The organism is Aquimarina sp. RZ0, from assembly GCF_008370685.1.
GTDB lineage: Bacteria > Bacteroidota > Bacteroidia > Flavobacteriales > Flavobacteriaceae > Aquimarina.
Map to the genome: position 1 here is coordinate 21,514 of NZ_VTZU01000028.1, position 22,006 is coordinate 43,519.

The 22,006-nt window shown below is 34.0% G+C and carries 13 protein-coding genes; 6 read left to right on the forward strand and 7 right to left on the reverse strand.

Annotated elements, in window-relative coordinates; translation table 11 throughout:
* Positions 1–217: 217 nt before the first annotated feature.
* Positions 218–550 carry a hypothetical protein gene (locus tag F0000_RS12105; RefSeq protein ID WP_149624984.1) on the forward strand — a complete coding sequence of 111 codons (333 nt, stop codon included), beginning with the start codon at positions 218–220 and terminating at the stop codon, positions 548–550.
* Positions 551–561: 11 nt separating this feature from the next.
* Here F0000_RS12105 and der read toward each other — a convergent pair whose 3' ends face one another.
* The 4 genes from der to era form a co-directional block, all read right to left on the reverse strand.
* The gene (gene der, locus F0000_RS12110) at positions 562–1,869 is read right to left on the reverse strand and encodes a ribosome biogenesis GTPase Der (protein ID WP_149624985.1); all 1,308 of its coding nucleotides are present in this window, start codon (positions 1,867–1,869) and stop codon (positions 562–564) included.
* A gap of 250 nt (positions 1,870–2,119) precedes the next feature.
* Positions 2,120–3,640 carry a choice-of-anchor I family protein gene (locus tag F0000_RS12115; protein ID WP_149624986.1) on the reverse strand — a complete coding sequence of 507 codons (1,521 nt, stop codon included), beginning with the start codon at positions 3,638–3,640 and terminating at the stop codon, positions 2,120–2,122.
* Between the two features lie 178 nt (positions 3,641–3,818).
* Positions 3,819–7,970: a collagen-binding domain-containing protein gene (locus F0000_RS12120; protein WP_149624987.1), complete on the reverse strand. Its 4,152-nt coding sequence runs from the start codon at positions 7,968–7,970 to the stop codon at positions 3,819–3,821.
* A 389-nt stretch (positions 7,971–8,359) separates the two neighbouring features.
* Positions 8,360–9,241 carry a GTPase Era gene (gene era / locus F0000_RS12125; RefSeq protein ID WP_149624988.1) on the reverse strand — a complete coding sequence of 294 codons (882 nt, stop codon included), beginning with the start codon at positions 9,239–9,241 and terminating at the stop codon, positions 8,360–8,362.
* Positions 9,242–9,542: 301 nt separating this feature from the next.
* Here era and F0000_RS12130 point away from each other — a divergent pair, with 301 nt between their 5' ends.
* The 3 genes from F0000_RS12130 (at position 9,543) to F0000_RS12145 (ending at position 12,779) form a co-directional block, all read left to right on the forward strand.
* Entirely contained in the window at positions 9,543–11,552 is a 2,010-nt protein-coding gene (locus F0000_RS12130) for an OmpA family protein (RefSeq protein WP_255452702.1), read from the forward strand.
* Positions 11,553–12,084: 532 nt separating this feature from the next.
* Entirely contained in the window at positions 12,085–12,369 is a 285-nt protein-coding gene (locus F0000_RS12140; protein ID WP_149624989.1) for a TIGR03643 family protein, read from the forward strand.
* 11 nt (positions 12,370–12,380) lie between these two features.
* On the forward strand, positions 12,381–12,779 hold the full coding sequence (locus F0000_RS12145) for a DUF2452 domain-containing protein (RefSeq protein ID WP_149624990.1): 399 nt from the start codon (positions 12,381–12,383) through the stop codon (positions 12,777–12,779).
* On the opposite strand, the gene F0000_RS12150 is transcribed toward F0000_RS12145, so the two are convergent.
* From F0000_RS12150 to F0000_RS12160, 3 genes are all read right to left on the reverse strand, one after another.
* A complete protein-coding gene (locus F0000_RS12150) occupies positions 12,776–14,122 on the reverse strand; it encodes a sodium:alanine symporter family protein (protein WP_255452703.1) in 1,347 nt (448 codons plus the stop codon). The two genes, F0000_RS12145 and F0000_RS12150, sit on opposite strands and share 4 nt — an antisense overlap.
* Before the next feature lie 563 nt (positions 14,123–14,685).
* Entirely contained in the window at positions 14,686–16,011 is a 1,326-nt protein-coding gene (xylA, locus tag F0000_RS12155; RefSeq protein WP_149624991.1) for a xylose isomerase, read from the reverse strand.
* Complete coding sequence (locus tag F0000_RS12160; RefSeq protein ID WP_149624992.1) at positions 16,008–17,504, reverse strand: xylulokinase; 1,497 nt, start codon at positions 17,502–17,504, stop codon at positions 16,008–16,010. Before F0000_RS12160 ends, xylA begins: the two co-directional genes overlap by 4 nt.
* Positions 17,505–18,117: 613 nt before the next feature.
* Between F0000_RS12160 and F0000_RS12165 the strand changes: the two genes are divergently transcribed.
* Entirely contained in the window at positions 18,118–18,684 is a 567-nt protein-coding gene (locus F0000_RS12165; protein WP_149624993.1) for a hypothetical protein, read from the forward strand.
* A 278-nt stretch (positions 18,685–18,962) separates the two neighbouring features.
* Positions 18,963–22,004, forward strand: coding sequence for a two-component regulator propeller domain-containing protein (locus F0000_RS12170; RefSeq protein WP_188112107.1), 3,042 nt, complete (start codon positions 18,963–18,965; stop codon positions 22,002–22,004).
* Positions 22,005–22,006 lie beyond the last annotated feature (2 nt).

The window sequence follows — 22,006 nt, forward strand, 5'->3', positions numbered from 1 at the left end:
TATACGAAAAATAGATGAAATACAACAGGTTTTATGTGACGGGGAGCTTACATGGCAATCTTCTGGAGTATTTAAGTCGTGTGAAGATTGTAAAAGTTTTGAAGATTTTCAAAAACAAAATATTGTAGAAATCGAAAAATATATCTTACGAGAATTTAATGCTACTAATACCTCTTATCGCTTACAACGAAAAAAATATGACGCAAAGAATCAAGAGTTGGCAATATTTAATATCCCCAATGAAGAAGCTACTTTAAATAGGGTGTTAATTGATAATAAATCAAAAAAAAGTAATGATCTCCACCTAAAATTAGTTATAACAGAAGAAGGAAAGATCCTAAAAAAATCTGGCCCTCACGTACGAGATTTTTATACAAAAAAACACAAGCAATTTATCAATAATCAGTCATTCATGCTACTAAAAGATCAAATAGATACTATCATAAAAAAAATGCCAAAGTTTATAAAACTACCTACCAAAAATGGTACTCCTACAGGTACAGAATTGAGAAGCTTGTCTTTTTATCTCGTAGAACGGTTAAAATTTTGATTTTCTAATAACTATTTTTTTCTAAAATAAACAGCTACTGGCACTCCATGAAAATCAAATTCTTTACGTAATTTATTTTCTAAAAATCGTTTATATGGATCTCTGATATATTGTGGCAGATTGCAAAAAAAAGCAAACTGCGGCTGGGGAGTAGGTAATTGCATACAGTATTTAATCTTTACATATTTACCTTTATATGCCGGTGGAGGGTTATGCTCTATAATAGGCAACATTGTATCGTTCATAACACTGGTTTTTATCTTTTTAGAACGATTTTTATACACCTCTACTGCTGTTTCAATAGCTTTAAAGATCCGTTGTTTTGTCAACACAGAAATAAAGACAATGGGCACATCTGTAAAAGGCTCTATCTCTTTACGAATATGCGTTTCAAAGTCCTTCATGGTATTACTTTGTTTATTCTCTACAAGATCCCATTTATTAACAAGAATCACAATACCCTTGCGATTGCGTTCTGCTAACCAGAATATATTCTGAACCTGAGCATCAAAACCTCTGGTAGCATCCACTACAACCAAACATACATCACTATGTTCTATGGCTCTAACCGATCTCATTACAGAATAAAATTCTAAATCTTCCTTAACTCTCGATTTACGTCTTATTCCGGCAGTATCTACCAAATTAAATTCAAATCCAAATCGATTATATTTAGTATCAATAGCATCACGTGTAGTTCCTGCAATATCAGTCACAATATAACGATCTTCTCCTATTAATGCATTTATAAAAGATGACTTCCCTGCATTAGGCCGACCTACTACTGCAAAACGTGGTAATTCTGTTTCTTCTGCTTCTGCTACATCTGGCAAAGCTTCTACCAGTGCATCTAATAGCTCTCCTGTTCCACTTCCGTTAATACTGGCTATTGTATAATATTCTCCTAATCCCAAAGAATAAAACTCAACAGCATCTGCAGCTCTTTTTCCATTATCCACCTTGTTTACAACAAGAAATACCGGCTTATTCACTTTGCGCAATAAATTGGCTACTTCTTCATCCATGCCTGTAACTCCAGACTCTACATCAACCATAAAAACGATAGCATCTGCTTCATCTATGGCCAATTCTACCTGCTTATCTATTTCTGCTTCAAAAATATCATCACTACCTACGACATATCCGCCAGTATCAATTAGAGAGAATTCTTTACCATTCCAGTCACTCTTGCCATAGTGACGATCACGAGTTACTCCGCTAACTGCATCTACAATTGCTTCTCTCTTTTGGATTAACCGATTAAAAAAAGTAGACTTACCTACATTAGGTCTCCCTACAATTGCCACTATATTACTCATTATTCTAAATTCTAAAATTTTTGCAAAATTAGGCTTTTTATTCTTGCCATACTATTGAAGTTTGAATACCAGAAAAATAAATAGTGCCTGATCGGAAATACTGTAAAAACGAAAAAGCTCAATGGTCAGCGCATCGACCTATTGAACTTTTTCATAATTGATAGTCAGTCAGTGAAATAATTACTTTATTCAAAGGTAATAACTATCAGTCAAAAGTGGTTACTGCAAAACAACAAACTTTTTATGGAAATTATTCGATCTCATAAATTGCTACGGTATTTGACACTTCATTGGTAATAATAAGCAGGTCTTTTCCTGTTGGACTGTCTGAAGCTTCAACAGCTAATAATCCTTCTGGCCCTTGATCTGAAGCGTCTATTATCCAATCCAGAAATTGTGGAGCTACAGGATTTGTAATATCAAATATCATGACTCCTCCTGTTCTTTCTAACCCTACAAACAGTAATGTTTTATCACCAATTCTCAATGTCTCTATAGCTTCGGGTTCTGCTCCTTTATCATCAGATCTATCATCTACAACTCCCTCATCATTATTAAACAAAGAAGCTTCTAGTTCATACGTTTTTTTTCCTATAAAATCTGCACTGTCATAAATTATATCACCAGAAGTACTCCAGATCGTAAATGACCTTCCTCCATAACAGTATATTTTATCAAAATCACCATCCCCATCTATATCTCCATTGGCAGTAGTAATTTTTAATTCCCCTAAATTTTCATCTTCCTGTAACATTGCCGCATTCGGAAAAACTTCTGGATCTAACTGTAAATCTTTTAACCTTCTTTCCTCAGAAAACCCATCATAATCTCTGGCATCTCCTTCATTGGCAGAGATAATATACCCGGTACCTCCAATAGTTACATATTTAATAGCATCTGGCTGATACATCCCAAATACTGGCCAATTTTTGAAATTACCTGATATCCCATCCTTATTACTGGCATCCAACTGATTTTCGGGAAGAGAATGATCTTTTACACCCAATCCTAAAAGCTCAGTAATTGTTTTTGACTCAAGATCCACGACGGCCAGTCCATTATTCTCCTGTAGTGATACATATGCAGTCTTGGCATCATCAGAAATAGCGATATACTCAGGTTCTACATCTTCGGTCAACGTAGCTTCTTTTCCAAAAACTCTAAAATTATTACCAATCGTTTGATTGTTAAAAGTCGTAAAAGTAGCATTTGCAGCTTCTCCAGAATTGAGGTTTATGATCGTCACAGAACCTTCTGGATCTAAAGTATAATCATCATTAGGTTCTCCTTCATTGGCTGCAACAATATATGTGCCATCTGGACTAAAAGTAACCATATCTGGTAATGCTCCTGCATCATATGTATTTAATAAAACTTGTGTTTCAGCATTATAGGTAGCAATGACTCCATTCGCTTGCTTATTTATGTTTTCTAATGCGACAGCGACTATTCCATTATATGCAGCTACACTATTAGGAATTCCATCTACAGGAATATCTGTTACAGAAACTGGAGATACAGGATCTGAGAGATCCCAAACAGAGATCTCGGCATCATTTGGGTTTACAATAAATAGCTTATTGGTAGTTGGGTCAAATGCAGAGATCTCAGCGAACCCCTCATCACCCATTCCATTTTTTAATGAACCTATTTTATTAAATGTTAGAGCAGATGTATCTGTTGATGGTAATACTATGTCATCATCAGAGTCGCAAGAATTAATTACTCCCAATATAGCAGCTGAGGCTATTATCTTTTTTAAAAATTTCATGATTAATTTTATTATTTGATTAAACTCATAAAATTCAATCATGCATTTATCTTCAATATTATGAAATGAATAAATTAAACCTATGATTTATTATCCTAGTTTACATTAATGTTATCCACAAAAAAAGCTCACCAAAAATGGTGAGCTTTTCTATAACTATATTAAGACGATAAAAATCTTAATTCACGACTATTTTCATCAATTTATCTCCTTCTTTATTCGAAACCTTAACAACATATATACCAGATGGTAATACATTAATTTTGCTTAGATCAATATTCATAACATTGTCTCCCTGAGCAACCTTCATATTCATTGTAGGTCCCATTATTATTCCGGATAAACTGTACAGCGATACTCTTACAGTATCGTTCTTTTCTGTAGTCGAAATTTCTAAAGAAACATTATCCGAAGATTTTAAAACTGTTGGGTATATATTATTCACAATAGTCGGACCACCACCAAGACCTCCTCCACAGCTTTCTACAACTATAGTTACCTCATCGATATCAAGACATCCGTTTTTAATGATCGTAACAGAATAAGTTGTTGTTTCTGTTGGCGAAACGGTAATCGTTTCTCCAAATTCTCCTGTTGACCATCTAATAAGGTCTCCGCTTGAAGAAGTAAGAACCGCAACCTCTCCTGCACATATTGTCTGATCTTCTCCTGCATTAGCAGTGCCCTTACATCCAACATTGACTATAACCTCATCATAAGCAGAACAACTCCCTTTAAAAACAGTAACTCCGTAATTGGTCGTTCTTGTTGGGGACACTATAATAGACTGCGTAGTTTCTCCTGTTGACCACAAGTAACTATCTCCTCCAGAAGCTGTAAGCGTTATATTTTCTCCTTCAACAATTTCTACATCTAGTCCAGCATCCGCACCAAGTTCTGTAACAAACACTGTTACCTCATCTGTATCACTACAAGAACCACTAGTCACGGTAACTGTATATGTAGTATCTTGAGTAGGGTTTACACTAATTGATTGTGTAGTTTCTCCTGTTGACCATAAGTAAGTATCTCCTCCAGAAGCAGTCAAAAACACTTCTGCCATTGTTGATGCCTTTTGGATGGTCGTTTTATTAACAACTGAAGGCCCCGAATTAGAAATAAGACAGATTGTCTGATCTTCTCCTGCATCAGCTACTACACTACAACCTTCTATATACACAGTAACATTATCGGTAGCTTCGCATCCATTACTATATGCAGTAACTGTATATGTTGTATCTTCTTCTGGAGACACGACAATAGTTTCTGTTGTTTCTCCTGTTGACCATAAATACGTATCTCCTCCTGTTACAGTTAGTGTAGCAGACTCACCTGATGCTATAGTCTGATCCTCTCCTGCATCCACAGCAACCGAATTTACAGTTACTACTAGATCATCACTTGCTGCACAGTTTCCATTAGTTACTATCACAGAATACGTTGTTGTTGTATCTGGAGATACTTCTATGGAAGCAGTCGTTTCTCCTGTTGACCAAAGAATATCTCCTGATCCTGATACCGTTAATGTAGCAGTATCTCCTAAACAAATATCCTGATCAGCTCCTGCATATGCCGTAGCCGAATTTACGGTTACAACTACCTCATCTGTATCTTCACAAGTAGTACAACCAGTAACTGTTACAGTATATGTAGTATCTTCTTCTGGAGACACTGTAATACTTTCTGTAGTTTCGCCAGTAGACCATAAGTATTGCACTTCTCCAGTACCTGGATTAATACAATCTCCAAAATTGATGTTGATATCACCATAAGCAAAATATCCATCTGTGACATTTAACCATCCAGAGGCTCCATTTTTACCAACTTCAGTTTCAAAAACATTTGCTCCATTTCCTACCTGAAATGACTCTCCTCTTCTTGTTATATTAATCACTTCAGAACCATCTGTCTTAGTAATTGTACCGCTCATCTCTGGATAATACGCCCATCCTACAGCATCTTCATCATTACATTCATGCGCTTTAGGACTATCAACTGGCGCAGTGGTTGTTTTTCCAGAATATAATACATCTACCTCATATGTTTCCTGAGTTACTGTATAATCTAATACTGTTCCTTTTAACGTAGCAGTACCATTTTCTAATTCTTCCCATACTAAATCTACATTAGAATACCATCTGCGATCACTTCTATCTTGATTAGTCAACCAAATCACAAAATTATGATCTCCTGCACAGTAGTCTGTTCCTTCTACAAGATATTCTTTACAATCTATACAATCCTCTACACCTGATACCTGTGCCGTAAGCGTAACTTCATCTCCTAAACATATTTCTTGATCTTCTCCTGCATCAACTACAATTGGATCATTCACAATAACTGTGACTGAATCAGTTGCCTCACAACTTCCATTTGTAACTGTCACCGTATAGGTTGTTGTTTCTGTAGGTGATACAATGATACTCTCTGTAGTCTCTCCTGTAGACCATTCCAGAGTTCCTTCTCCTGTAGCGGTAAGTGTTACTGTATCTCCTAAACAAACTGTTTGATCATCTCCTGCATCAACAACAGCTGATTTTACAGTCACTAATACTTCATCGGTAGCAGAACAATCATTACAGTTTGTAACTGTAACGGTATACGTAGTATCTTGCTCTGGCGACACGGTGATACTCTCTGTAGTTTCTCCTGTAGACCATAAAAAAGAAGTATTATTCGTTCCTGTAGAGACGCAATCTCCAAATACGATATTAAAATCACCACGATCATACTGACTATCCGTGGTATTAAACCATCCAGAAGCTGCAAATTTTCCTTGCGCTGTTTCTGCCTGATTTGCTCCATTCCCTAATTGAAACGCAGGACCTCTTCTGGAAATATCTATCGACCATGACCCGTCTGTACTTGTGACTCTCCCTGTCAAACCTGTATAATAAATCCAACCTGTACTGTCTTCATTATTACAAAAATGTTCTTTGGGACTTCCTTGTGGAGCATCACTAGTTTTTCCGGTAAATGTCGCATCTACTTCATACGTTGTTTGTGTAAGTGTATAATCAAAAATGGTTCCTGTTAATGTTGCTGTTCCATCTGCAAGTTCATTCCATTCCAAATCAACATTAGAAAACCATCTTGAGTTATCTCCATCCGTCAACCAGAACACATAGTTCTCATCTCTCCTACAACTATTTGTATTCTGAATACCATATTCTATACAGTTTTCGCAACTTGTATTTCCGTCTACAGTAGCTGTTAATATTACCTCATCACCTAAACAGATCTCCTGGTCATCTCCTGCATCAACCAATACCTCACACACTTCTTCTTCTGTACAAGAATCAAAAACGTGCTGATGGAGTTCTCCTTGTTTATGATAATAATTAGCTGCAATTACTTGCCCATTAATATTCCCTGAAGAATCTTTAACAACATTAGATGTTGGTGCAAATAAACTACCAATAATGGTTCCTCCACCGACTAGAGTAATATTTGACGTATTATAAAAATTCCATAATATGTAGGCTCCTTGAGGATCGCCAATACCTGTAAGGTTTAAGACATCCCATTCAAAATCAGTAGAAGCATCTACATTAATGATAAGTGGAGTATTTTGATTTGGAGTAGTCTCAAAAGTTAAAAAAGATAAGTTCTGAAGCTCAGCACCAGAAAGGTTTATCACATTAACGGTATCTTCTGTTAAATAAATTTTATTATCATTGCTTATCGATACATTTGCTATAAGCGTGCTATATTCAATAGACTTTGCTTCAAACAAAGTAAAGGCTGCCTCAAAATCAATCAATCCACCATTTTTAACAGAATTTGCAGATTGTTTTCTTTGTACCTGAACTCTGGGGATTGCATTATAATCTCCAGAAGTTACTCTCGTATTAGTAGTTGCATTATTAGTATCTAAATCATGAACAAATGATCCATTTGGATCACCTACCTTTACATATCCTTGATTAAGATATATACCTTCTCCAGATTCATAAAGTACTTTTCCATTCACGACTAATGATGATGGTTGATCATCACCATTAAAAAAATTAGTTCCTGCTGTTTGTGCAGCAACAGTAATAATACCGCTCATTGTTAAATCGCCACCTAAGGCAATTGGACCTTCTGTATCGCCTCCTTTTAATTGAGTTTCATATCTAACGAATGCATTATATCCTAATGCCGCAGCTAGAGGGTTTTTGCATACTGTACTCGTTGTAGCCGCTTCGGTTTTATCATCATCTATAGATCCGAATCCAGTTGTCATCATAAAAATGACAAGCATACTGAAACTAAAGAGGAATGATACGACTTTGGGATTAGCTATCTGTTGACTTAAAATGTTAAGCCTACTAGTTAATTTTGACATTGTGTAGTAGTTTTTTTTTAAAGAATTTAAAATTCAATAATTGGTTAAATTTATTTGGGTTTTATTATATAAATACATAAAATGTGAAAAAATCCATATTAATCCTAGATCATATGATTTCCCCGAATTTTTGTATTTATTTTTTTAAATTAAGCCGTTAATTAAAAAATATGTGAAGGTAATAGTAATGTTTATATCATAAATTCTGGGACATTTTTAAAGGTTCGGGTACAAAATTAAATCAATCAAATAGAACATTCGTAAAAAAGAATAAAAAAACGTTAAAAAGTATATTTTTACCTTTAAAATACAACATTTCTTTTGTTAACAAAATCAAAAAGCTTACAAAAATCCTACAAATAAACTGATTTAAAACAAGTTATCTATGATTAATTATTGTATCCAAAACGCTTTAGTTGACGCTCATTATTTCGCCAATTTTTATTAACCTTAACGAATAATTCTATATGAATTTGTTTGCCAAAAAACTTTTCTAAGGTAATACGAGCCTCTGTTCCAACCCTTTTTAAAGCAGATCCTTTATGCCCAATAATAATTCCTTTCTGAGAATCTCGTTCTACCATGATCACAGATCTAATTCTGATAATCTTCTCATCCTCAACAAACTCTTCAGTCTCTACCTCTACAGAGTAAGGAATTTCTTTCTTGTAATGCATTAATATTTTCTCTCGGATTGCCTCATTAACAAAGAATCTTTCGGGCTTATCCGTAAGCTGGTCTTTTGGGTAAAAAGGTGGGGAATCTGGTAATAGCTCCACGATCCTGTCAAACACTTCTTTTACATTAAAATTCTCTAATGCCGAAATGGGATAAAGCTCAGCATTAGGAACTTTTTGTGCCCAAAATTGTACTTGCTCTTCTAACTGATCTTGATTCGATTTATCTATCTTGTTCAATAATAAAAAAACCGGAATTTTAGAACTGGTTATTTTATTAAAAAAAGCTTCGTCTTTCAATTCTTTTTCTCCAATCTCAACCATATAGATCAGTACATCTGCATCTTCAAAAGCTGATTTTACAAATCCCATCATGGATTCTTGTAATTCATATGCTGGTTTTATAATCCCCGGTGTATCTGATAAAATTACTTGAAATTCATCTCCATTGACAATCCCCAATATTCTATGGCGTGTTGTCTGCGCTTTTGAAGTTATGATAGACAACTTTTCTCCTACAAAGGCATTCATTAAGGTGGATTTACCTACATTAGGATTTCCGATAATATTTACAAAACCTGCTTTATGAGCCATATACATTAATTTATTCTTGCAAAGGTAAGTCAATATTACTCAACCTAACTATTTTGAATCAATTTGTTATTTTCACTAAATATCAACAGAAGTCTCACCAAAATTAATACGCTATATCTTACAAAATACTTGTAAACAACTTCAACTTATTTCTATAATTCACCTCATCCAAAAGACATTGATAATACTTAAAAACCGTAAAGTACTTTATGGTTTTGTTAATTTTTCGTAAATTCAATTCCAGTATGTTTCCAAAAACCCTTGGAAACAAGATGCTTATCACAAAAATACTGGGATCATTTTGGGAAACTGTTTACTTTCTTTTTCATTCGCCTCACAAAGATATTGCTATCTGCATATATACATTTATGCAATAATCTTATTGGGGAGTATTGATGGTTTTGGTCAAGAACAAAACAAACAGCTGGTAAAAGCTGATGAAAATTTTGAAGCCCTTGCTTATATTAATGCCAGAGATATTTACTTGAATGTAGCGCGACAAGGATATGCCTCTGAAAACCTTTTTAGAAAACTAGCTGATTCATTTTATTTTACTGGTGAACCAGAGAACTCTGTAGAATGGTATGAAAAACTAGTCACTAATTATACTGAAAACCTTAAACCCGAATACTTATTCAGATATGCACAAAGCCTTAAAAGTGTAGAACGTTATGCCGATGCAGATACAGTTATGGAAAAATTCAACACCTTAACTGGCAATGACAAACGTGCCAAATCTTTTGTCAGCAAGAGAGATTACCTAAATTTTATTGAAAAACAATCGGGCAAATATGATGTATTCATGTTAGATATAAATTCTGAATATTCTGATTATGCTCCAAGTTTTAACCACAAAAATGAAATCGTTTTTGCCTCCTCTCGTGGAAAAAAAACTAAAATCCACGAATGGAACAGAATGCCATTTCTTGATTTATTCTCATCGGTTATAAAAGAAAATAAAGTCTCTAATGAGAAACCTATAAAATTAAAAGGTAAAATCAATACCAAATTTCACGAATCTTCTACTAGTTTCAGTAAAGATGGAACTACTGTATATTTTACCAGAAATAATTTTACAAACAACAAATTAGGAAAAAGCAAAAAAGGGGTTGTCCTTTTAAAATTATACAAAGCTAATTTCATTAAGGGGAAATGGTCTGCTATTGAAGAGTTACCGTTTAACAGTGATAATTATTCTATCTCCCATCCCGCATTGAGTCCTGATGGCACAAAACTTTATTTTGCCAGTGATATGAAAGGAACCAGAGGTAAATCTGATCTGTTTGTGGTAACTATACTCCCAGGAGGAAAATACGGCAAACCAAAAAATCTGGGAGATGCTATTAACACAGAAGGCAGAGAGACTTTCCCCTACATAAGTGATAGTGGTAGATTGTATTTTGCCAGCGATGGTCACGTAGGTCTGGGTGGTCTGGACATATTTGTAGCCATAAAAAAAGGTGTTGATTCTTTTGATGTTTTTAATATAGGAAAACCTGTTAACAGCCCTAAGGATGATTTTACCTTTGTAATAGATGAAGAGAATAAGGTGGGTTATTTTGCCAGTAATAGAAATGGCGGAAAAGGAAATGATGATATTTATAGTTTTAGACAAACCGAAAAATTAATAACTACTTGCAAACAATATATCACTGGTATTATAACAGATAATGAAACAAATACTATAATGGTAAATGTAGATGTTTCACTACTTGATATGGATGGAAAAGTACTTAGCACCATCAAATCTGATACTAAAGGTGCATATCGTTTTGAAATACGTTGTGATACTCAATATATCATAAGATCTTCTATTGACGAACATAATCCTAACGATACTATTTTTACATCAAGCACCATTTTTGAAGCTTCTCATACAGTTCCTATAGATTTTAAGAAAGAAAAATTATTATCTACCACTTCTGAAGCTGTAAAAACAGGCGATAATATTGTAGTTCCTTTACAGTTAAATAGTATTTTCTTCGATCTGGATACTGAAGAAATCAGAGAAGATGCGATTGCCGATCTGCAAAAAGTAATAACAGTCATGAAATTAAACCCGACACTAAAAATAGAGGTGCGATCACATACAGACAGTAGATCCAGTTATTGGTATAATAAAAAATTGAGCGTAAAACGTATGCGTGCTACCGTGAAATACATTATAGAAAATGGCGAGATCAATTGGCGCAGAATACGTGGAAAAGCATACGGAGAAAGAAAATTGATCAATAATTGCGGCAATGGAGTTCCATGTACAGAAGAAGAACACCAGGAAAACAGACGTAGCGAGTTTATTGTAAAGGACTGAGTGACAAAACTTCATTATTTTCCTGAGTGAATTCCCAAACTATACTGCTTACTTTTCTGAATTTACTTGCATAATACCGCCCTAAGCTTGATGATGGCAAATCAAACAGGGTATAAAAACTTGTTAAATCTATCAAATTAAATTATTTTGTTTACTTATTTATTACTTTTGTTAAACAAATATGATATTTCTTAAAAATATCCCAGTTCTCAAATAAAATGTGCAAGGTATGCCAACGTCTTTTTATGTAGCACAAAAAATGGAGTTCAGTTTGAGAAGAGGTTTTATATTGTACTGAGCAATGCAGAAAACATGAGAAATCTATGTGAGTATTAATAAAAAAAAGAACTATTAATTAGCCAAAACGAGATCTTAGACTAGAAGATAATGAAGCAATTTATAATACACTCACAGCTGGATTTCCTGTGCTTTTACTATATATTTTTGCCTTCATTACAAAAAGATCCATACTACAGTAAGTGACATTGTAGCTTTTTCTAACAGAAATTTTGATTAATTTATTCCTGAAATCATGAGAAAAGAGTTTACCTTAAGAGAAATTGATCGCATTATCGAAATGGCTTGGGAAGATCGTACTACATTTGATGCTATCTACCTGCAATTTAGTTTAAAAGAACAAGAAGTTATCGATTTAATGCGTAGAGAGATGAAACCTTCCAGTTTTAGAATGTGGAGACAACGAGTTCAAGGTAGAAAAACAAAGCACGCTAAAAAAAGACTCCTTAATAAAAAAGAGCCTAGATTTAAATGTTCTCGACAAAAACATATTGCTCAAAATAAAATATCAAAACGATAAACTAACTATAGATGTCAGACAAGAAACCAGATTCAATTGTATATAACGAACAGGAAGAAAGATACGATGCAGGGCTAAAACCGTATGCTACAAATGTAGGTGCACCATCAATTACCACTACAGATACAGTGGCCTGGAAAAATAATAATATCTACAAGGTAAACAAACAAGTTAAGGCTAAATACGATGAGCTAAAAAAGCAATATGATGCTTTAATCAATGAATTTGAATATAACAACCTTGTATACAGTTCCAAATTCAGTTTTGAACCAGTGGCGGGATATACATATCATTTATATAAAGATAAGGAAGAGCAATCTTTCCTATCTATTATTGCTCCGGAGGAATGTACTTTTGAGCATTTGGGCAGTTTTAGGTTAAATGCTGATAAAATGTGGAAGAAGCTTTAACTGTTTTTAAGTTTCTTAAAATATTGTTTTGCACTCGCATTTACCTTTGGCGCTAGTAACAAGCCTGAGATCACGGTTGGGATCGCCATTAATGCAAATGCACTATCAATAAGATTAATAGCAAATTCTATTTTGACTACGGCGGCCACAACAATTGATAAAATATAAATGTAATTATAGTATTTCCCATATTTCGGTTGGGTTAAAAATCCCAAACAGGTCACTCCATAATACGAATATGAAAATAGGGTTGAAAATGCGAATACCATCACCATAATAATGACGATGCCATTCCCAATTCCATAAGGCAGTACGGCATTAAAAGCTTCCAGCGTCAAAGAAATCCCATTTCCGTCTGAATGTTGCCAGACACCTGTTGATAAAATAGCCAATGCAGTCAATGTACATACCAGCAACGTATCAATTGCCGGACCTATCATAGCAACTAATCCTTCTCGCACGGGTTCATTAGTTTTTGCTGTTCCGTGCATCATAGGTGCAGTACCAATTCCTGCTTCATTAGAAAAAGCAGCCCGTTTTACTCCGGTTTTAATCAAATACCCCAATGCTCCTCCCGCTACCGCATCTCCCGAAAATGCATCCGAAAAAATCAGTAAGAACATTTCAGGAATCTTATCAATTTGCAGTATCAGAATACTAAAAACAGTAATAAAATAGAGTCCTACCATAAAGGGAACCAGCCTACCAGCTACAAATCCTATTCTTTTTATTCCTCCCAGAATTACAAAAGATGCAATGACGGCTAATATGATACCAATGTATATCTTATCATTTTCACTCCAATGAAAAACATCAATAATAGTCTGAGTAAGTTGATTCGCAGTAAATGCAGGTAGTGTCCCGATTAACCCTGCTAATGCAAAAAACATAGCTAATGGTTTCCAGTACCCACCCAGTCCTTCTGTAATCACATACATGGGACCACTCAAAGTAATTCCTTCTTTGCTCTCTGATCGATACATCACTGCCAGAGTACAGGTATAAAACTTAGTCGCCATACCTATCAAAGCACTAATCCACATCCAAAAAATAGTTCCTGGACCTCCTGCTACCAGCGCAACCGCAACTCCACTTATATTACCCATCCCTACAGTAGCCGCAATAGCAGATGATAATGCCTGAAAATGACTTAACTGACCGGGAGCATTCTCCTGGTCGTATTTCCCTCTGAGAACATCAATTGCATGTTTAAAATATAAAAATGGCGTAAAACGAGAATATATCAAAAAAAATGCCCCCCCACCTATAAGAAGTATTAATAAAGGCCAATCCCATATCCAGGAACTAAATGCTTTAATACCAACTTCTATTTTTTCGATCATAAGACACTTGTGTTCTATAAATGTAGCATAAAAATGAATTTTGAGATACAGCTTTATGATAAATTATTCTGAAAACTTAATAAAGCCTGGTTTATCTATGCTATGATTATAAATTACAACACTCCCTGCAACTATAACATTCACACTTAATTCTGAATTAAATCTAATCAGTAAAAGTGACTTTTCTATGGCTAAATTTGATAAACCAAGATCTTCTGTCCTTGAGAAGTAGACGCATCGTTTAAGATGATTAAATGTTTCTAATGCTTTAAATAAAACAGATGCAGCAGTATGGCTGCATCCTATTAGTGCGAAAAAGACAACAATTGGATAAATAAGTGCTTTTGGCGTAAATCAACTTGGGTTTTCGAAATAATATGCAAAAAAAATAGTATCGAGATTCAATTTCCTGATCAAAAATTCACTATTCCCGATACTATTTTCTGTAACACATATATCTTTTACAATCAGTTAGTAAACTACTTTGAAGCAAGCCAAAGTGGCATTGATCAAAAAAATATTTCGATTACGACTTTCGAGCACAAAGTAACCTTTCTAAATTGCTACAGATATTGATTTATAATATTTTCGAATAACTCTTGTTTTCCGCTTACAAGCGGTAATTCGCCATTCTCTTTAGCCAGTTCATATAACTGAGTGAGATCTAGCGCACCTTCTTCAAAAGATTTTCCGTTACCCGCATCAAAAGAGCTATATCGTTTTTCTCTTAAATTTTTGTATGGTGATGAGGTAAGTACTTTTTCTGCTACCAACAATGCTCTTGCAAAAACGTCTGCTCCACCAATATGTGCATAAAAAACATCTTCTATATCTGTAGAGTTTCTTCTTACTTTAGCATCAAAATTAACACCCCCCCCCTGAAGACCACCACCTTCTAAGAAAACCAACATTGCTTCTGCCACTTCATACACATTATTAGGAAACTGATCTGTATCCCATCCATTCTGATAATCTCCTCGATTAGCATCTATGCTTCCCAGCATATTTGCATCTACCGCTACTTGTAACTCATGCTGAAATGTATGCTGAGCTAAGGTTGCGTGATTCACTTCGATATTAATTTTAAAATCTTTGTCTAATCCATACTGCTTTAAAAATGCGATTGAAGTAGCTGTATCAAAGTCATATTGATGTTTGGTTGGCTCCATGGGTTTTGGTTCTATAAAAAATGTCCCTTTGAAACCCTGGCTTCTGGCATACTCTTTTGCCTTGGTTAAAAACATAGCCAAATGTTCCTGTTCCCTTTTCATATTCGTATTAAGAAGACTCATATATCCTTCTCTACCTCCCCAAAATACATAATTTTCTCCTTGTAGAGCGATCGTAGCATCTAGCGCAAGTTTTACCTGTCCACCTGCTCTGGCAAGCACATTAAATTCTGGATTCGTTGCTGCTCCGTTCATATATCTTGGGTTCGAAAAACAATTAGATGTTCCCCAAAGCAGTTTTATTCCTGTTTCGGATTGTTTCTCCTTGAGATACTCCACAATAGTAGACAAACGTTTTTCTGACTCGATAAAGGTCGCTCCTTCTCTCACCAGATCATAGTCGTGAAAACAATAATAATCAAAGCCCATTTTAGAAATAAACTCAAAAGCTGCGTCTGCTTTTTGCTTTGCAGCTTCTATTGCGTCTTTAGATTGATCCCAAATAAAATTTACTGTTCCCGGACCAAAAGGATCTGCCCCTGTTCCACAGAATGTATGCCAATACGCCACTGCAAACTTGAAATGTTCTCGCATTGTCTTTCCGACAACTACCTGATCCGGATTATAATATTTAAACGCTAAAGGGTTATCAGAATCTTTACCTTCAAACTTTATTTTTGAAATATTTTTGAAATATTCTTTTTTATCTGATATGATCATATCTCTTTATTATTTAGTATTCTTTTTAATTCTTTTTTCCAGTTTTTATAAGCCTCCTGATATGCTTCCTTATTTTGGAGTGGTCGGTAGGTTCTTACATGATCATTTTCTGTAATCACACTGTCCAGACTATCAAATGTACCATCAGCCATACCAGCTGCTCTGGCAGCACCAATTGCTCCCGTAGTATTATATATCTCAATATCCTGCTCAATCAGCGTTGCCACTGTAGTCGCAAAAATCTCAGCTCTGAATAAGTTATCATTTCCTGCTCTGATTACTTTAATCTCTGTCTCATCTTTTTTGAGTATTTCCATTCCATACATAAAAGAAAAGGCAATCCCTTCTAACGCTGCTCTAATAATGTGTGACCGCGTGTGTTTATTTAGATTAATATTACAAATATGTGACCCTATATTAGCATTATTAAACATACGCTCCGCTCCATTCCCAAAAGGCACTAATTGCAGGTTATCACTACCTATAGGAATTTTAGACGCATAAGAATTCATTGTTTGGTATGAGTTCATTTCCAGATTAAGATTATCTTTCAACCATCTGTATTGAATTCCAGCTCCATTAACACACAGTAACTTACCTATTCTAATGTTGTCTGCACTATGATTTACGTGTGCAAAATTATTAAATTTCACTCCTTCTTTTGCAAAAAGAGTGTCTGTTATTGCATAAATAACTCCAGATGTACCGCCAGTAGCCGCAACTTCTCCTGGATTAAACACATTAAGAGATAATGCGTTATTTGACTGATCTCCAGCTCTATATACTATTGGTAATCCTTCTTTTAAACCGCTTTCTTCTGCTCCCTTTTTTGATACTTTTGATTGCAGACCAAATGTTTCTACAATATCCGGAACCATCTCCTTATCTACACCATAATAATCCAACAGTATATCTGCTGGTTTATCCTCTATAAAATCCCAGAGTGCACCTTCAGAAAGCCCTGATTTAGTAGTCGTTATTTCTCCCGAAAATTTATATGCTATATAATCTCCAGGTAACATAAACTTATAAATTTGATCATAATGATGAGGCTCATTATCCTTAACCCACTTAAGTTTTGAGGCCGTTAAATTAGCCGGAGAGTTCAGCATATGGTTCATACATAGATCTTCTCCTATGTCATTGAATGCTTGATTACCAATAGTAACTGCCCTACTATCGCACCAGATAATTGAATTTCGGATTAATGCTCCTTGCTTATCTACCAGTACTAATCCATGCATCTGATAAGCAATCCCAATTCCTTTTATTTGATCTGCCGTTATATTATTTTCTCTTAGAATTCTTTTGGAAGCTATACAAATATTCTTCCACCATGAATTTGGATCTTGTTCTGCCCAATTCGTATTGACAGCAATGATATCCATCTCTTTTTTGGGTTCTTGAACCGTTGAAATTGATGTGCCTGTGGTAGCATCTATTAATGCTACTTTTATAGAGGAACTCCCCAAATCAAAACCTATATAAAACATGTATATTTCTTAATTTTTTTAGTTGTTAAGATACGTGATAAACTTCCACTTTTTGGAGTGATCTCAATAGTAATTTTGGTTTTTATTATATCTTGTATGGTTAAATAATGTAAACTTCTTCACTACTTCTACCTTACAAATTTTTAAACGGGCAGTTGTTTTGTAAAAATTACCCTACTGCTTTTAAAAAATCGTTCCTTAGGTATTCACGATTTTCATCAACAATTATATAAGAATTGCCCTATGTATATTATTTTTTAGAGAAAAAATACTTCTGGACCTTTGGTAATTACAAAAGTACTTTCTGAATACAAATACAACTTACAACTTCTACAAATACTATTTTCATACACAATAAAAAATCAAAATTTAGGATTTCACGTGCTACTTCAAAAACATCAAGAGGTTATTTTGCAAAGAAAAAAAGAAATAAAAAACCCATAAACCCAATAATAACAGCAAGTTATCCTTGTTTTTTCATCTATAATCATTTTGGCAAGCACATTTGATTTCACGAATTCTAGTCCAATTCTTACGAATACTAAAAACCTTACTTTTTTATCTTTTCTTGTGCTTACTTTTGAGTAAATAATCAACCTCAAAATATACTCATATGAAAAAAGCAATTATCTTTTTCATCTTAATTATAGGGTTTCAATTTATGAAAGCACAAAGTTTTCAGAAAACCGGAAAGTATATGGCAGTAACTGAAATTAAAGAGAATGGTGCAGAATATCCAACATATTTGGTGGATCTTGTACGTTCGGGGGGAATTTCGGAAAAACTATCTACTTTCACTATCGATGATACGGAGCTTTTTGAGGACATCTTTATTACCACCTTAGAGAATCCCGGTTTACAGGGAATCTCTGAGGTGATTAAGATGGAAATTGAATATTTAGCTTGTTGTGCCGAAGTAGAATCTTACTATTTTATGATTACGGATAAGAATGAGGTTGTTTCCCTTCCACGATTAACCAATGTGTACTGTGAAAACTCTAATACGGATTCTCAATATACTTTTCCCAACCAAAAATATGGTGTAGAAGGAAATATTTTGGAAACCGAAACATTGTATAAAGAAACCTCTGAAGTTAAATATATAAATTTAAAACAAAGTTTTACCTGGAATGACAACGAATTCAATCCTTCAAAAAATACAGCAATTACCAGCTATTAATAACTTAAGAGAAAGGAATAATATTTTTATTGTATTATACTATTTTACTGCGTTATTCTATTCGTTTTCATGCTTTTTTAAAGCTTGAAAATATCATTCTCCTAGTATAGACCAATGTATACAGCAGGCTTATCCAATTATTTCCAACTGTTTTTCCCAAAAAAACTGCCTGCTTGTATACGGTTTATTTTTAACATGAATTTCTGTATAAGTATTTAATGGGTTTTCATTATCAAAAATTCAGTTTGATTATATTTGTTATCAAACCAAGTTTTTTTATGTCCCCATATAATTTTAAGTATTTTATTTTTTTAATTTCTTTTATCTGTTGTTCTGTTGATAAAACATCTGCTCAGAACAATGGACTTAGGGCATATACCCTGGAAGATGGATTACCTCAATCTCAGGTATATGATATCATACAAGATGATATTGGGTATTTATGGTTAGGTACTCGCGGAGGTGGAGTTTGCAAGTTTAATGGTGAAGAATTCGAAGTATGGAATGAGGATGATGGATTATTATCTAACTACATCCATTCTTTATCATTCGCAAATGACAGCCTTTTTATAGGAACCAGGAAAGGGCTTTCCATAAAAACCAAAAAAAAGTTTTACAATCTTGAGGGATTTCAAATTAATAAAATTTTTAGAGTTAACAACAAAACATATCTAGCCACCAATGTAGGAATACATCAATACCTCCCCGAAAAAGGACTCAAAAAAATAATGCTGGACACAAAAATCAATACAAGTATTATTAATGATATTGTATATGATGGTAAATTGTTCTGGGTAGCGACAAACAAAGGGCTTTGGAAATTAAATAAAATACATAAAGATGCCAGTATTATGGTAAGACATAGTGCTTTCAATTTTTCGGCTGCATTATATCATAAATCCAAGGTGTATGCTGCGGCATTTAACAAAGGGGTTTTAGTACTCAATACCAATGCTAAGACTTATGGTAACGACTGGATAAAAGAACCTATGAGGGTAAATCATATTTCTGTCCATAATAATGAATTATGGTTCTCTACAGACAATAGAGGGATTTCTGTTGTCAACCTTGGAGAATTCAAAATAAAGAAAAAGATCAATCAAAAAAATGGATTGGCCATTTCTCATATTAGAAAAAGTATCTCTGATCGTCAATCTAACATCTGGATAGCAACCTCCGGTGGTGGGTTTTATAAATATTTCCCTAATAACTTTACACACTATGATCAAAAAACAGGATTAAAAAGGAACAGAGTATATGCTGTACATTCTTTTAATGATGAGATATGGGCTTCAAATTCTGAAGCGGGTCTTATAAAAATAAACACCGATGGCATACAAGACATACAACAAGATGAAAAATTTGCTAATGTAAAGATTAAGACGATTACCAATGACAACCGGGGTAATATATGGGTAGGCTCTGAAGGTAAAGGAATTCTGTATAAGCAAATAACGACAAAGGATAGTATTGTTGTTGATAAGTCGAATCTTAAAAAACCAACAACATATACGGTAGTAAAAACAGAAATAAAAGATCGTATCATTAATAAGAAAAGAGGTCTTCTATCAAATTGGATTAGATCCATTGTTATAAGCAATGATACGGTTTGGGCAGCGTCAAACTCTAGCGGAATTACCCGTTTTGTCTATGATTATAAAAAAAACAAGCTAAGAAAAACCCGAAGATTCACTAAAAGAAGAGGTATTGAAGATGTACAAATTAGTGATATGAAAAAAGGGCCTAAAGGTAAAATCTGGTATGCTACACAAAATGGCGATGTTGGTTATTTAAAAAAAAATAAAGTTACGCATCTAAATAATGTTATAAATCAAAAAATTTCTATTAATACCTTACTATTTAATGATGATAAATTATATATAGGCACTGCTGGTCAGGGAATCTGGTGGTCTGATCTTAGTGGTAAAATAAAATTCAATAAATTAAAAGGAGAAAAAGATTTGTATTCCAACAATATCTACCAGATGATTTTTGACAATAATAATGATTTATGGGTAGGGACTGAGCGAGGTGTTGATCGAATAGAAATCAATCTATTGAATCAAATAACAGATGTCTTCCATTTTGGAAGAAATGATGGCTTTTTGGGCATTGAAACTTGTCTAAATGCTGTAACCAAAGATATCAAAGGAAATCTTTGGTTTGGAGCAATTTACGGGTTAACAAAGTATGAATCTGGAGAAATCAGCAAAGCCACTACCAAACCCGAAATATTCTTTGAAAATGTAGAAGTTGCCTATAAAAGCTTGGATTCTATTAACCCAAATATTTGGTCCAAAAACAATAATATTCTCCAGCTAACACCTACACAAACAGAGTTGTCTTTTAGTTATAAAACTATTGATCTTGACCACCCTAATGATATTGAATACCGCTATAAGCTTAATAATACTGCCTGGAGTCCCTGGTCTTCTGATCAGAAACAAAATTTAGCAGGATTAGCATATGGAGAACATTCGTTTTCTGCTCAATCCAGAAATCACAGATGGGAAGAAAGCGAACCTATTACATTTAAGCTATTTATCGACAAACCTATTTATCAGAAAATATGGTTTCAGTTAACTTTATTAGTGTTAATACTTCTGGCGCTAACGGCGATCACACTTTCTTATATTAGAAAAGTAAAATTGAAGAGTAAAGAAGAAAGAGAACGATTACAGATGCAAAACCATCTGTTATCACTAGAACAAAAAGCATTAAGACTACAAATGAACCCTCATTTTATTTTTAATGTACTCAATGGTATTAAAGCGATGGGAACAAGTAATCCTACAAAAATGAATAATACTATAAACACCTTTGCTACACTACTTAGAGAAACTTTGTATAATTCCAGAAAAGATAATATTACCTTAGATCAGGAAATGAAAACGCTTAAACACTATATAGAGGTAGAAAAACTAATGGCTAATAAACCATTTGAATATACTATTTCTATCGATTCTGAGTTTGATCCAGAAGAAGTTCTTATTCCACCTATGCTTATTCAGCCTTTTGTAGAAAATGCCATAAGACACGGAATTTTGAAAGGAAATAAAAACGGAATTTTAAAAGTTTTGTTTCATACTAATGAAGAATTCTTACATTGTAAGATATTAGATAATGGCTTGGGTATATTTCAGTCTCAAAAAGCCAAAATAAAAACAGACCATCAATCTATGGCATTAACAGTTACCCAAGAAAGATTAGAATCTATTTCTGGGAAAGATGCCTTACAAATAGAAGAGATTATAGAAGAAGATTCGTCAATAGCAGGCACCCAAATCGCCTTTAGAATACCATTAGAAACCGATTACTAAAT

Excerpts from the sequence above, each read along its gene's own strand:
- F0000_RS12170 (WP_188112107.1), top strand. The coding sequence starts at position 18,963 with ATGTCCCCATATAATTTTAAGTATTTTATTTTTTTAATTTCTTTTATC.
- F0000_RS12115 (WP_149624986.1), bottom strand. The coding sequence starts at position 3,640 with ATGAAATTTTTAAAAAAGATAATAGCCTCAGCTGCTATATTGGGAGTA.
- F0000_RS12140 (WP_149624989.1), top strand. The coding sequence starts at position 12,085 with ATGAGAAAAGAGTTTACCTTAAGAGAAATTGATCGCATTATCGAAATG.
- F0000_RS12165 (WP_149624993.1), top strand. The coding sequence starts at position 18,118 with ATGAAAAAAGCAATTATCTTTTTCATCTTAATTATAGGGTTTCAATTT.
- era (WP_149624988.1), bottom strand. The coding sequence starts at position 9,241 with ATGGCTCATAAAGCAGGTTTTGTAAATATTATCGGAAATCCTAATGTA.
- der (WP_149624985.1), bottom strand. The coding sequence starts at position 1,869 with ATGAGTAATATAGTGGCAATTGTAGGGAGACCTAATGTAGGTAAGTCT.
- F0000_RS12150 (WP_255452703.1), bottom strand. The coding sequence starts at position 14,122 with ATGATCGAAAAAATAGAAGTTGGTATTAAAGCATTTAGTTCCTGGATA.
- F0000_RS12145 (WP_149624990.1), top strand. The coding sequence starts at position 12,381 with ATGTCAGACAAGAAACCAGATTCAATTGTATATAACGAACAGGAAGAA.
- F0000_RS12120 (WP_149624987.1), bottom strand. The coding sequence starts at position 7,970 with ATGTCAAAATTAACTAGTAGGCTTAACATTTTAAGTCAACAGATAGCT.
- xylA (WP_149624991.1), bottom strand. The coding sequence starts at position 16,011 with ATGATCATATCAGATAAAAAAGAATATTTCAAAAATATTTCAAAAATA.
- F0000_RS12160 (WP_149624992.1), bottom strand. The coding sequence starts at position 17,504 with ATGTTTTATATAGGTTTTGATTTGGGGAGTTCCTCTATAAAAGTAGCA.